The sequence below is a fragment of the Paenibacillus sp. Y660 genome (genome assembly GCF_057221575.1).
The window spans coordinates 108,637-121,799 of sequence record NZ_JBXBBJ010000001.1; the positions used below are offsets into that span (position 1 = coordinate 108,637).

General features: G+C 47.2%; 13 protein-coding genes. 12 read left to right on the forward strand and 1 reads right to left on the reverse strand.

What is annotated here, in order from left to right; all coding sequences use genetic code 11:
• Positions 1-286: 286 nt before the first annotated feature.
• Positions 287-1,486 (reverse strand): hypothetical protein, encoded by a 1,200-nt coding sequence (locus AC2TDN_RS00460; protein ID WP_484686659.1) that lies wholly within the window; start codon positions 1,484-1,486, stop codon positions 287-289.
• Between the two features lie 145 nt (positions 1,487-1,631).
• Here AC2TDN_RS00460 and AC2TDN_RS00465 point away from each other — a divergent pair, with 145 nt between their 5' ends.
• The 12 genes from AC2TDN_RS00465 to solA all read left to right on the forward strand — a co-directional run bounded on the left by AC2TDN_RS00465 (position 1,632) and on the right by solA (position 13,154).
• Entirely contained in the window at positions 1,632-2,573 is a 942-nt protein-coding gene (locus AC2TDN_RS00465; protein ID WP_482065237.1) for a VanW family protein, read from the forward strand.
• A gap of 277 nt (positions 2,574-2,850) precedes the next feature.
• On the forward strand, positions 2,851-3,138 hold the full coding sequence (locus AC2TDN_RS00470; RefSeq protein WP_484686660.1) for a HesB/YadR/YfhF family protein: 288 nt from the start codon (positions 2,851-2,853) through the stop codon (positions 3,136-3,138).
• A 558-nt stretch (positions 3,139-3,696) separates the two neighbouring features.
• The gene (locus AC2TDN_RS00475; RefSeq protein WP_482065235.1) at positions 3,697-4,227 is read left to right on the forward strand and encodes a DoxX family membrane protein; all 531 of its coding nucleotides are present in this window, start codon (positions 3,697-3,699) and stop codon (positions 4,225-4,227) included.
• Positions 4,228-4,795: 568 nt separating this feature from the next.
• Positions 4,796-5,329, forward strand: a complete 534-nt coding sequence (locus AC2TDN_RS00480; protein WP_484686661.1) for a DoxX family protein — start codon at positions 4,796-4,798, stop codon at positions 5,327-5,329.
• A gap of 182 nt (positions 5,330-5,511) precedes the next feature.
• Positions 5,512-6,414 (forward strand): LysR family transcriptional regulator, encoded by a 903-nt coding sequence (locus AC2TDN_RS00485; RefSeq protein WP_482065326.1) that lies wholly within the window; start codon positions 5,512-5,514, stop codon positions 6,412-6,414.
• A 302-nt stretch (positions 6,415-6,716) separates the two neighbouring features.
• Positions 6,717-7,553, forward strand: a complete 837-nt coding sequence (locus tag AC2TDN_RS00490) for a transporter substrate-binding domain-containing protein (RefSeq protein ID WP_484686662.1) — start codon at positions 6,717-6,719, stop codon at positions 7,551-7,553.
• 27 nt (positions 7,554-7,580) lie between these two features.
• Entirely contained in the window at positions 7,581-8,369 is a 789-nt protein-coding gene (locus tag AC2TDN_RS00495; protein ID WP_482065232.1) for an amino acid ABC transporter permease, read from the forward strand.
• On the forward strand, positions 8,359-9,069 hold the full coding sequence (locus AC2TDN_RS00500; protein WP_482065231.1) for an amino acid ABC transporter permease: 711 nt from the start codon (positions 8,359-8,361) through the stop codon (positions 9,067-9,069). The genes AC2TDN_RS00495 and AC2TDN_RS00500 overlap by 11 nt, the downstream gene beginning before the upstream one ends.
• Entirely contained in the window at positions 9,066-9,818 is a 753-nt protein-coding gene (locus AC2TDN_RS00505) for an amino acid ABC transporter ATP-binding protein (protein WP_482065230.1), read from the forward strand. The genes AC2TDN_RS00500 and AC2TDN_RS00505 overlap by 4 nt, the downstream gene beginning before the upstream one ends.
• Before the next feature lie 21 nt (positions 9,819-9,839).
• The gene (locus AC2TDN_RS00510; protein WP_484686663.1) at positions 9,840-10,850 is read left to right on the forward strand and encodes an LLM class flavin-dependent oxidoreductase; all 1,011 of its coding nucleotides are present in this window, start codon (positions 9,840-9,842) and stop codon (positions 10,848-10,850) included.
• Positions 10,847-12,037: an amidohydrolase gene (locus AC2TDN_RS00515; RefSeq protein WP_484686664.1), complete on the forward strand. Its 1,191-nt coding sequence runs from the start codon at positions 10,847-10,849 to the stop codon at positions 12,035-12,037. Before AC2TDN_RS00510 ends, AC2TDN_RS00515 begins: the two co-directional genes overlap by 4 nt.
• A complete protein-coding gene (solA, locus tag AC2TDN_RS00520) occupies positions 12,021-13,154 on the forward strand; it encodes an N-methyl-L-tryptophan oxidase (protein ID WP_484686941.1) in 1,134 nt (377 codons plus the stop codon). Before AC2TDN_RS00515 ends, solA begins: the two co-directional genes overlap by 17 nt.
• The last annotated feature ends 9 nt before the right edge of the window (positions 13,155-13,163 follow it).

The following is a 13,163-nucleotide window of genomic DNA, read 5'->3' on the forward strand; positions in this document are numbered from 1 at the left end:
GCCGATTCCACACAATAAGCACACATGTGTGCTTAAAGACCATAAATATTGGCTACTCCATGGCTTTAAGAGCATATGTGTTCTTAATGACCACAAACATGGGCTACTCGTGTTAATGAGTTGAATACGCGGCAGGATATGGCGGTAATGGCACCGATCAACTGAGCTCGCTAATATGAAGCTGACGGGTGGCAGTGGAATAGTGAAAGTTAAAATCCCCATAGCAAGTGAGCTCCTGCATGACAGTGGGATCACCGAGCTATGGGGACTTTTTTTCGCAAATGGATTAGCTGGCTATATCTTGAATCCGCCAAGGCGACTTAGCTGACTCTCTTTTGAAAATAAAAGTGTAATATCCATTATCACGAGGCATGTTTAACTGATGAATCGAAACGGGCAGCTTGATTTCAGTCGTTAATGCTTCGCCAAGATTGCTGTCATCTGACTGCAATTCCTTACCTTTAGCCTTTGGCGGAGTTTGCTCCCTTATCGAAACCAGCGTTTCCGTGAGCTGCATGAAGGAAGCGAGCTCCTCCTTGGGCAAGTCCTTGCCAAGCAGCATCAGCATTTCATGATCCTGATGATACAGCATTTCAATGAAGCTTCTCGCCAGTACAAGTGGGGTGGAGGAGTCCAAATAAGACTGTACTTGTCCAGCAGCCTTATGCACCATCATCTGATGGGCTGGATCCGGGTTATCTGACTTGTGCGTCGAGCTGCCCTGAAAGTGAATGCAGAAGTGGCCGGAGAAGCCGTTCTCTGGAATGCCGTCCCCGCCATGCGGCATGCCGTTCATAGAAGCTGCTATCCAAGCGTCGCCTGAGTGAATCAGCACCGCCTTTCTCTTCCAGCTCCATCTGTCATTATAAATCTGCTTCATAATGCGAGTATCTTCCTTTGTTAAGGGCTGAACGTCGGCGTGGTCGCTTCCTGCCCGCCGCTGCACCTGAAAGGATAACCCTGTTTCGAGCTCAGTCACCGAAAATATACTTTTGTTCGGAAGCAATTGCTGCGACTCCTGCCATGAAATCAATCGTCCATAATGATGGACGCGAAGTCCATTCGCTAATCGCACAAGCTTATCGGCAATTTTTTTCGGCAAAATCGTTCTTACAGCAGTTGACTCGTTCCAAAGCTGTCCAGAATGCTCCAAGCGATAATGTTTCACGCCATCCTTCTGCAATAGCGCGATATCAATATCGGGGAAAACCGCGGTTTTTGCAACAGCTATTTGCTTCGCTTCAAGCAAAGCGGCATTCATTTCGCGGCTTTCTATTTGAAGATCACTTATAAATGCAGCATGCGGGCTTGATCGAACGGTTATCGTTAGCATGTCTTGATGAAGCTTCTGATCTGATTTTTTAGGCTTCTGGTTCAACGCATACGCTGATGCGGAATGTGGCTGTAACAACTGCAAGAACAGTGTGGCAATGAGCATTGACGTTATCGTAAAAACGACAGATCCTTGCCTCCAAGTTCGTTTCACGCGCTCCCCTCCATCCTAACGGCTCTATTTATTTTCAACTATACAGCTGTTAATTATGTAGACAAATTCGTGTATGGTTATGATCAAAATGATTCATACTAGCTCGGATACTAATCATACTAACCATATGGGGGGATCAACGGTAATGGGACTTCAGTGGATTTTAGCCATATTGATGTTGCTTCAGCAAGGACATTATCCCGATCCTTTGATCATCGAGCAAGATGGCAATGCCATTATAGAGATGAATCGGGCTCAGTTCAGCGATTCACTTCCTGGCGTACCGCTGATTGATCAGGACAAGCTAAATGTATTTATGGATGATTTAGAAAAGCAAGTGCAGAAGCCGCCGGTTAACGCGACGCTTGATGGCGTCGGAAGAATAGTGGCTGAGCATGCGGGAAGCAGGCTCGACCGGAAAAGGTTTACGGAGCAATTTTACAGCTTTATATTTGAAGGGGGATTCTCGAAGCTGGAGGTTCCCATGTTGACGGTTTATCCGAGAGTGGATAGTGAGCTTTTATCAGCGATAAAGGTTAAAAGAATTGGGCAATATGCTACATATTACAATGCAAGCAATAAAAATCGGTCTCATAATGTTAGTTTAGCTGCAAGAGCAATCAATAATTATGTTGTATTTCCTAATGAAAATTTTTCGTTTAATGAGGTTGTTGGAAAAAGAACGAAGGAAAAGGGGTACTTGCAAGCTCCGGTAATCGTTAGAGGAGAGATGTCGGAGGATGTTGGCGGCGGCATTTGCCAAATATCGTCCACGCTATACAATGCAGTGGACCGTGCCGGACTCAAAATTATCAAACGTTATTCCCACAGCCGAAATGTAAAATATGTCCCCCCCGGCCGCGATGCGACCGTGAGCTGGTACGGCCCTGACTTTGTATTCCAAAATAAATACGATCAGCCGATTCTGATTCGCTCCTATGCGAGCGGCGGTCAGGTGAGCATCGTCATCTGCTCATCAGAAGATATTAACGAGAAGACCAGACAAGTGCCAAGTGCCTCGAAAAAGCTGCCTGAGGAAGTCAAGTCAGAGATGGATGCCAGCGGCTCGAAGCGGAAAATCGATTAAGAAAATGAAGCAAAACGGTGAAAAAGAGCAATCCAGTTGTGGCTGGTTTGCTTTTTTTGTGATCCTGATTGGTGCTGTAAAGATTACGAAATTGATTATTCTCGGTTCTTTCATGATAGAAATTAATATGATAATTAATAAGAATCTATCCAAAAGTAGTTTACGATTTAACTGACATTCGTACTAGAATATTAGTGGCAGCTGCCATTGAAGGGTTGACACCATTGGGCATATTCGTGATGATGGAGAGAGACAGAAGCAAAAGGAGATGGCGGCGATGAAATTGGTAGTGGAACAGTCGGCGGCACACTGGTATAAGACAGAAATGGGTTTAACGGATGGGGAGTCGGTACGGATCTATGTCCGTTTAGGAGGCTGTGGCAGCGTTCACCCGGGTCTTTCGCTTGGCGTTACGAAGGATGAACCAAGGAATATTGGTTTAAGCGATGACGTAGAAGGCATTACTTATTATATAGAAGAAGATAATTTGTGGTATTTGGAAAATAAGTCGCTCCGGATCTCATTTGACGAGAAGTACGAAGAAATCAAAATGACTGTGGAATAAATCATAAACTAGGCAGCATCCTCTAATTTTTTCAACTGCATAAGCTTAACAGGAATTAATCCAACTCATTTTCCTAAGAGAAGCCTGATAGACCATTCAGCTGGAAAAACTCCCGTTAATCGGTGCTCATTCAGCGAAATTGAGCGAAATACTAGGTTACCCGTGAGCTGCTGCTTGTTTGGTAGACATGCCTCTTTTGGCTTCGCGAAATTTCCTCTGAAAAAATCAGCAACCCCTGTATCCTGTTTCATAGTCCCATCAATTGGAAGCTTGCTTAACCTCCAGATGTATGTCACTCCCCTTCAGCTTATCAGTATCCTATATGTCGACGATCGCCAATGGGTGAGAGAAGGACTCGATATTCCGATTAACGAGGAAGGCGCGCTCCATCGTTTTGCAAAAAAAGCTAAAGAATCTTATTGAAACGATTTCGGCATACAAAACGACTTTATAAGCAGGCTTGCAATATGCTGTCCATTTATGGTGAAAATGGGTCGCAAATTTGCAGCACAACAAGTTTATTGAATATAGAACAGTAAAAAAAGGAGCGGATTCAAGGTGATTAAATGGTTAAATGAAAACAAGTATGCGGCGGGTTTACTGCTTGTACTGAGGGTATACTTGGGTTGGAAATGGCTGAGCGGAGGCTGGGGAAAGCTAGGGGGGTTTGACGCAAGCGGATTTTTGAAGGGCGCTATCGGAAATCCCGTAGTGGATAAGGGCACTAATGAATTAGTTTATCCGACATACATCGCGTTTCTTGAGCATGTTGCACTGCCGAATATCAAAGTCATTAATATACTCATTCCTTTTGGCGAATTGTTGGTTGGGCTTGGACTTATCCTAGGCGCGCTTACAACAGCTGCAGCATTCTTTGGACTATTGATGAACTTCATGTTCATGTTCGCAGGCTCCGTATCGATTAACCCTTGGTTTATACTGATCGGAATGATCATATTCGTGGCAGGGGCGAACGCAGGAAAATTTGGCTGTGATTTCTTTGTACTTCCGTATCTGCGAACGCTGTTTCAGAAATTAAGAGGCCGTAACGATGATACAAATTTAGGGAATAAAGCATACCCTCAATAATTATCTTAAGCCGTGAGTGAACATTGTTCATTCTACGGCTTTTTTTCTTTCCGTTGACCTCTGTTGAAGTATTAACTACCCACTTTGATGGAGGTTTCTTTCTAATGCTATTGTGGAAGAATCGTATCATTCCAGAAGATAAATTTTACTTTAGACCGGAGTTCGAGCATTGTCTCAATCGCGGTATAAAACTCCATGGGGTTATTCAGGCTTGGACTGCCGATTCGCCCTCTTGAAATAGATACCCGTTCACTTCTACTTTTTTGGTGTACATGATCCGTTTAGCTTCTCGAAATTTTCCTCTGAAAAAAAAGCCGCAGCCCCTGAATCCTGATTCATCTCCAATCTTCACCATCATACGGAAGCGTGTTATGCAGCCATAGTACAGGGAGTTCCCCGACATACAAATGGAAAAGAATACCCTAAACTAAAGGTGTTGCAAGGGCAAGCGAGCCTTACATCACAGCTATAGGGCGTCAATACCACTTTTATTGTGAAATAAATCACATACATGCAGTTGAATAAAGCTTATAGTGAAAATAGATCATAAAAAGAGGAGCTGATTCTCATGGTACTCAGATGGCTAAGTGAAAATAAATATGCAGCAGCGTTAATGCTAATATTGCGCGTATACTTGGGCTGGCAATGGCTGAGCGCGGGCTGGCATAAGCTAGGCGGCTTCGATGCAAGCGGGTTTTTGAAGGGTGCAATTGGAAATCCTGTAGTGGATAAGGGCACCAATGAATTAGTTTATCCGACATTTACAGCCTTTCTCGAGCATTTTGCACTGCCGAATGCCAAAATCATTAATATACTCATTCCTTTTGGCGAATTTCTGGTAGGGCTTGGACTTATTCTAGGCGCGCTTACGACAGCTGCAGCATTCTTTGGAATATTGATGAATTTTATGTTCATGTTCGCAGGCACCGTATCGACTAACCCATGGCTTATGCTGATCGGGATGCTCGTATTCGTGGCTGGTGCGAACGCTGGAAAGTTCGGCTGCGATTTCTTTATCCTTCCGTATCTGCGTAAACAGTTTCAGAAATTCAGAGGCCGAAGCGGTAACACCAATCCAAGCAATAAGACATTCCCTCGATAGATAGGTAAGCCGTGAGTGAACATTGTTCATTCACGGCTTTTTGTATTGAAATCAAAGAAGGAATAGCTGAACGGGATGCGATTAAACGATTGTTTGATTGACAGCGAACGGTTAGTTTGTTATTTTTAATTAATATATTCTTATTGGTTTAGTTGGTATTAGGTGAGCGAGGGGTGTTTCCTATCAATATTGAAAATATCGAGGCGTTCGTCTACGTTATCCATTGCGGGAGCTTCAATAAGGCGGCTGATGCCTTATATTTGTCCCAGCCTTCCGTAACGGCCCGGATTAAATCGCTTGAGCAGGAGCTCGATTGCAAGCTGTTCGACCGGCAAGGCAAGCAGATTCAAATTACAGAGGATGGCAAACGTTTCTTGCCATACGCGCAGCAGCTGCTCCTTATTTATCAGAAGGGCAAGCACCATATCAATCAGAAGAAGTCGCTTCCGAATGAGTTCCGAATCGGCTGCACCGTATCGGTTTCCAATTATATTATTCCGGATCTGTTGCCGCGTTTAAAGCTGAAATTTCCCAATACGCATTATAAGCTGGTCACCGGCACAACGGATGAGATTATGAATAAAGTGCTGGGCAAAGAAGTAGATATTGGCTTTGTGCGCAACGTAACTCATCCGAGCCTGCAATCAACTAAATTTTACGAGGACCCGATCCGGCTGTATGCCTATGACGGGCATCCTTTTTTAACGACGGAAAACCTGACGATCGAAGCCATTGCGGAGCAGTCGCTCGTATTTTTTGAATGCGGCTCCTTAGACTGGCTTCGTATTCATCGCATCTTTGAACATCTAGAGTCACCGCCCAATATTCAATTCCATACCGATAATTCTGAAATGGCCAAAAAACTCGTTATTCAGAAGGCAGGTATCGGCTTTCTACCCGGCTTGTGCGCCCAGCAGGAAATACAAGAAGGCAAGCTGCATCCGATTCGCGTTCCCGAAACCGAGGGCATATCTTTGCAAACCAATCTGATTTCGCAGCATGGGGAGCATCTTGAATTTCTAGAAGCCATTACGGAAATCGGCAAGAAAATGGCGGAAGCAAGCTTGCGCTTATCGGCAATTTAATCGCTGTTATAGAAAAGCTCTATTATCAAAAAGACGGTTTGCCATGATACATTTGTAATGTCAGTAAAGCCGATTGGAATAATGCAATTAAGCCTATTCGTCCGCTGCTCTATCTGAAGCAGCGGGCTTTTTTATTGCGTTGGAGGAAATCGGATATATTAATTCACTTATAGAAGATCTCTATAAGGAATAGCATTGACGAAGTCCTCAATCAGATGGTAAAGTATGTTCAACGCTAATCCTTACTTAACAGGTAGGAATTATAAGGATTCAAAAACTAATTGATTTTGGGGGAGAACAAAATGAAGAAACTGTTTATTTTATCAATCGCACTTATCCTTACACTAACGCTTGCAGGCTGCGGCAGCAAAGAAAATAATGCCGGAGCTAACGCAGAACCAGTAAGCGGAGAAGCTTCCGAAAAAGTAACGAAGATCGTTGTAGGCACAGGAACGCAATTTCCTCAAGTTTGCTTTATTGACGAGAGCGGCAAATTGACTGGTTTTGACGTAGAGCTTGTAAGAGAAATCGACAAACGTCTTCCAACGTACGAGTTCGATATCCAGACACTTGAATTTACAAACCTGCTTCTAAGCTTGGAAACGAAAAAAATCGATCTGGTTGCTCACGAAATGGAGAAAAATCCAGAACGCGAACAGAAATACTTGTTCAGCTCAGAGCCATATGCGCACTGGAGAAACAAAATCGTAGTGGCGAAGGACAATAATTCCGTTCAAACGCTGGACGATCTTAAAGGCAAAAAAGTATTGACGACGGCAACGAGCGCGGCTTCGACAATTCTGGAGAACTATAACAAAGCAAACAACAACGCGATTGAAATCGTGTACCAAAACGGCGGCGCGAACGATGAAGTAGAGCAAGTAGCCTCAGGGCGCGTAGAAGCATTCCTTTCTGCTGACTTCACGCTCTCGCTCATCGATTCGAAGAAAGAACTAAAAACAACGGGCCCTGCACTGAGCGAAGCGGATATTTTGTTTATGTTCCGCAAAGATGATCCTGAACAGAAGAAGCTTGCTGATGCGGTCGATGAGGCAGTTAGAGAGCTGAAAGCAGACGGTACGCTAGCTAAACTAAGCGCTGAATGGCTCGGCAACGACTTTACTTCCAAAGAAAAATAAACGCGAGTGAAAGGTGAGAATGCTAGGGTGGGAGAACCATTTGATATCAGCTATGTGTTCGAGTATCTAGTAAAGCTGCTGCCTACTTTGAAAATCACTCTTCTCATTGTAGTGAGTTCTATCGTAATTGGTCTGGGCGTCGGATTTATCGTCGCCCTTCCCCAGCTTTACAAGATACCTGTTCTAAGACGGTTTTCGCAAGTATACCTTTCTTTTTTTAGAGGAACTCCCATATTGATTCAGCTTTTTTTGTTTTATTACGGCCTTCCTGAAATATTGAAGCAATTTAACTTGGATGTTGCTAAAGTGCCGGCATTGTATTTTGTCATTCTTGCATATGCTTTGCACATCGGAGCGTCTGCGGCAGAGATGATCCGAGCCAGCGTAAACGCAGTAGACCGCGGACAGGTTGAAGCAGCCTACGCGATTGGCATGACGGGATTTCAAGCATTCACTAGAATTGTACTTCCGCAAGCGCTGGCTATTTCGATTCCGGTACTCTCCAATCTGGTCATTGCCAATTTGAAGGATACTTCGCTCGCCTTCTCGCTTGGCATTATGGAGTTGACAGGCAAGTCGCAGACGCTCGCCATTATATCCAGACATTTTATTGAAACGTATATCTCACTTGCGATTATCTACTTTGTCATTAGCTTCGGACTTGAGAAGCTGTTCCATCTTCTAGAACGCAAATTGTTGAAGCACGAGCGCCGTTTGGCCTCGGATGACAAGGAGCTCAGCTTGAGAAAAAGGAAAACGAAGTGGCTGGAAATAAGGCAGGGCTTTAGCAGAGGGGGCAGGGAAAATGAAGCTTGATTTTGCATTCATATGGACGGCATTTCTTCAGCTGTTAACGGCGGTGCCTACAGCTTTGGCGATAACGGCCGTTTCCATTTTTTGCGGTCTCATCATTGGAACATCCATTGCGATCATAAGATTGTATAAGGTCCCTGTCCTTCATCCCATCGCTGCATCCTATGTAACGTTTATCCGAGGAACACCGATGTTAACCCATTTATTGCTCATCTACTTCGGATTGCCGATTATTGTTGACGGAATAGCTGAAGCGCTTGGCTTATCGTTTCGATCCATCTCTATTCCAATGATCGGGTTCGCTTATATTTCATTCTCAATTACAGCTGGCGCTTATTTGTCGGAAGTAGTGAGATCAGGCCTCCTTGCCGTTAATCGCGGACAGATCGAAGCGGCCTACTCCATTGGAATGACGACCTCACAGGCTATGCGAAGAATTATTTTGCCGCAAGCCTTCGCCGCAAGCTTGCCTAACTTATCGAATTCCGTTATCGGCATGCTGCATGGGACGACGCTGGCATTTACAGTATCGGTCGTGGATATAAATGCAAAAGCGCAAATCGTAGCCACGACGAATTGGAAGTTTTTTGAGGCTTACCTCGCAGCAGCCCTTATTTTCTGGGGATTAACCTTTATTATTGAGCGGCTGACCGCGTTAGCCGAGAAGCGCTTTAACCTTTACAACCGAGGCGGTGTTTCATGATTAAGCTGACACAAATTAGAAAGAGCTTTGGACGCAATGAGGTATTGAAGGGGATTGACCTTACCGTTGAGAAAGGCGAGGTCGTTGCAATACTTGGACCGAGCGGTTCCGGCAAAACGACGCTGCTTCGCTGCATCAACTACTTGGAGAGGCCAAATGACGGCCAAATCTCCATTGACGATTTTAACGTAAACTGCAAGCGTCCAGACAAAAAAGACATCCATACGCTGCGTCAGAAGACGGCTATGGTTTTTCAACAATATAATCTATTCAGGCATAAGACGGCTGTGGAAAATGTAATGGAAGGTCTCGTTATCGTGAAGAAGCTCTCGAAGGACGAGGCACGCAAAAAAAGCGTGGAGCTGCTCGAGAAGGTTGGGCTTGGCAACAAGCTGGATGCCTATCCGAGCGAGCTTTCCGGCGGACAGCAGCAGCGCGTTGGCATCGCTCGTGCGCTTGCGCTAAATCCGGAGGTCATCTTGTTCGACGAGCCAACCTCGGCGCTTGATCCGGAGCTCGTTGGCGAGGTGCTTGGCGTTATTCGCAAAATCGCGAAGGAAGGCATCACGATGATAATCGCCACGCATGAAATGGGCTTTGCGCAGGATGTTGCCAGCCATGTTGTATTTATGGATGGCGGCGTCATCGTCGAAGAGGGCAAGCCAAGCGAGATTTTCAATGATCCAAAGGAAGAGAGAACAAGGCAATTTTTGAAACGGATCACACCTGAAGGTGTCTATTCCATCTAACCAATAGAGGAGCGAATCAATATGTCACTGAAATTTGGCATTCTGGATCAAAGTATTATTTTCCCCGGGCAAACAGCGGCTGAAGCATTAGGGAATACCGTCAAGCTGGCGCAGTTGGCAGAAACGCTTGGGTTCGAGCGCTTCTGGGTATCGGAGCATCATGACTCACCAGGCATGGCCGGATCCTCGCCAGAGGTGCTTATTGCTTATTTGCTGGCTCAGACCACATCGATCCGAATCGGTTCAGGCGGCGTTATGCTCCAGCATTACAGTCCTTATAAAGTAGCAGAAAATTTCAACGTGCTGGCTTCTTTAGCGCCAGGCCGCGTTGAGCTTGGAATCGGCCGTGCACCAGGCGGACTTCCTCGTTCGACAAAGGCTCTGCAGAAGGGCGTAACAGAATCCGCAACCTTGGCGGAGAAGCTGACCGAGCTCGAGCAACTGCTTATAGGCAAGGCTGGTGAAGACCATCCGCTTGCAGGTCTCGAAGCAAGTCCGCTGCCGAAGCAGCCTGCTGACATCTATTTGCTCGGCACAAGCGTATCGAGTGCGGAGCTGGCTGCGGAGAAAGGGTATCCGTATGCGTTCGCTCTCTTCATCAACAATGATCCAGACACAGCTCGCAAAGCGCTTGATACGTACCGAAACAACTTTAATCGTTCGAATGGCGCAGAGCCGAAGACGATTCTTGCATTGTCTGTCATTGCTTCGGATTCGGAGGAGGAAGCAAACGCGTTAGCGGGACATTTCAAGAGCGTTAGAGTTACGCTCGCAAGCGGCAAGACGGTAAACGTCGGCTCGCTCGAGCAGGCGGAGGAATTCGCTAGACAAGCGGGTGAGGAATTTACGGCTGAAGAAAGAGATGCGGATATTACGAGAGGCACGAAGGAAACGGTTCGAAAGCGGCTGCTTGAAATTCAAGAGCAATACGGCGTGGATGAATTTGTCTTTACGACGATTATCCCTGATTTTGCCAAACGGATTCGTTCCTTTGAGCTGTTGAAGGAAGCATTCGAAGGGGAATTGGTATGAGCCGTTTCTCGGCGGAATCCATTGAGCAGCAGTTAGTTGCCATCAGGCGGCAGCTGCATGAGCATCCGGAGCTGTCACATGAGGAATACGAGACGACGGCTTCCATTCTCGGCTGGTTGACGGATGCAGGCATTCGAATTGTCGATTATGGGCTCAAAACTGGCGTAATCGCAGAGGTTGGGGGGCTGCAGGGCGGCCCAATTGTTGCGGTTCGGGCAGATATAGATGCACTTCCGATACAGGAGGAGACGGGACTCCCGTTCGCTTCCAAAATACCAGGCAAGATGCATGCTTGCGGCCATGATTTTCATACCGCTTCGATTCTCGGAACAGCTTTCTTGTTGAAGGAACGGGAGCAGGAGCTGCAGGGGACGGTACGTTTTCTGTTCCAGCCCGCCGAAGAGAAAGCAAAAGGCGCGGGGCAGCTTATTGCAAGCGGAGCGCTGAAAGGCGTGGATGCGGTGTTCGGCATGCACAACAAGCCGGATCTTCCTGTTGGCACGATTGGCATCAAGGGCGGTCCGATTATGGCGGCAGCCGATGGTTTTGCCGTTGAGGTTGAAGGACGAGGCAGCCATGCTGCAGTACCAGAGGCTGGCCTTGATCCGATCGTCACATCGGCTCATATTATTACGGCACTGCAATCGATTGTAAGCCGGAACGTAAGCGCGCTGGACAGCGCGGTCGTCAGTGTAACAAGGCTGCATGCGGGAACCGCATGGAATATCATTTCCGACAAGGCGGTATTCGACGGCACGCTGCGAACGTTTGACGAGCATGTCCGCCAGACGGTTCGCGGACGCTTCGAGCAGGTTGTAAGTGGCGTTGCCGCAGCTTTCGCAACTAAGGCGCAAGTGAAGTGGATTGAAGGGCCGCCGGCTGTCGTGAACGATCAGAAATGGGCCGATCAAGCTGCTGCAACGGCAGAGGCAATTGGTTTAACTGTTGTGAGTCCGACGCCTTCTCCGGCAGGCGAAGACTTCGCCTTCTATTTGAAAGAAACGGAGGGACTGTTAGTGTTTCTCGGTACGGCCGGTCCGCAGGAATGGCATCATCCGGCATTTGATTTGGATGAGAAGGCATTGCCGATAGCGGCATCGTTTTTTGCCACACTAGCTTCTGACGCTTTGCGCAAGCTGGCGGCAGAGGGCTTGCCGGGAGGACGACAACATTCCGAAATCGTATGATGTAATCGTTGTAGGAGCAGGCTCGATGGGGTTGAGCGCCGGCTATGAGCTGGCATCGCGAGGAGCGAAGACGCTGCTCATCGACGCTTTTGATCCGCCGCATAACATGGGAAGCCATCATGGAGAGCCAAGGCTTATCAGACATGCTTACCATGGCGGCGATACGTATGTGAAGATGGCGCTTCGCGCTGATGAGCGATGGCTGGAGCTCGAGAAAGCAACCGGCCTTAAGCTGCTTGAGCGATCAGGCGTGCTGAACATGGCGGAAACGAGCTTTTACAATTACGAAGACAGGCTTGATGACGCTGCCGCGAATGGCGTTCATGTCGAACTGCTGCGCGCGGCCGAGATCAACCGCCGCTTTCCAGGCATTCAGCTCCCGGATTCCTTTCAAGGGATGTATGAGCCAAATGCAGGCTACTTATATAGCGAGCAATGTGTCGCTGCTTACAAGCAGCAGGCAATCGCAGCTGGCGCGGAGCTGCTTGTGAACAGCTTCGTTACGAATATCGAGGCTAGACCATCCGTCGTAACCGTGCATACAGAAGAGGCAGCGTACTCTGCTCCGCAAATCATCGTTACCGTAGGCGCTTGGTTCAAAATGCTGTCGGCTCACGTTAATCTGCCGATTCGCGCGGTTCGCAAGGTGGTCGGCTGGTTCGAAACGAGCTCGCCCGCTTTTGAAGCAGGCGTCTTCCCAGGCTTTACTTGGGGCTGCGCGGCTGGCGGCTATTATGGCTTTCCGAGCATCGGAGGCGCTGGCATTAAGATCGGCCGTCATGATACGGGAGTGGAATGGTCGCCCGGTGAGCCGCTTGCGCCGTTTGGCGCTTACCCGGAAGACGAGGAAGACCTTCGCCGCGCGCTTGATGCCTTTGTGCCGGGCGCAGCAGGCAAGCTGCTAAAAAGCGCAGTATGCAAATATGAGTTTACGCCCGACGAAGACTTCATTATCGATGCGCATCCCGAGCATGCCAATGTGCTGCTTGCCGGAGGCTTCTCCGGTCATGGCTTTAAATTCGCAAGCGTTGTTGGTGAGATTTTGGCGAATAAATTGGAAAAGAAAGATACGGGCTTTGATCTTGGCATATTCGAGATTAGCCGTTTAACTAAGTAACATGTTGAT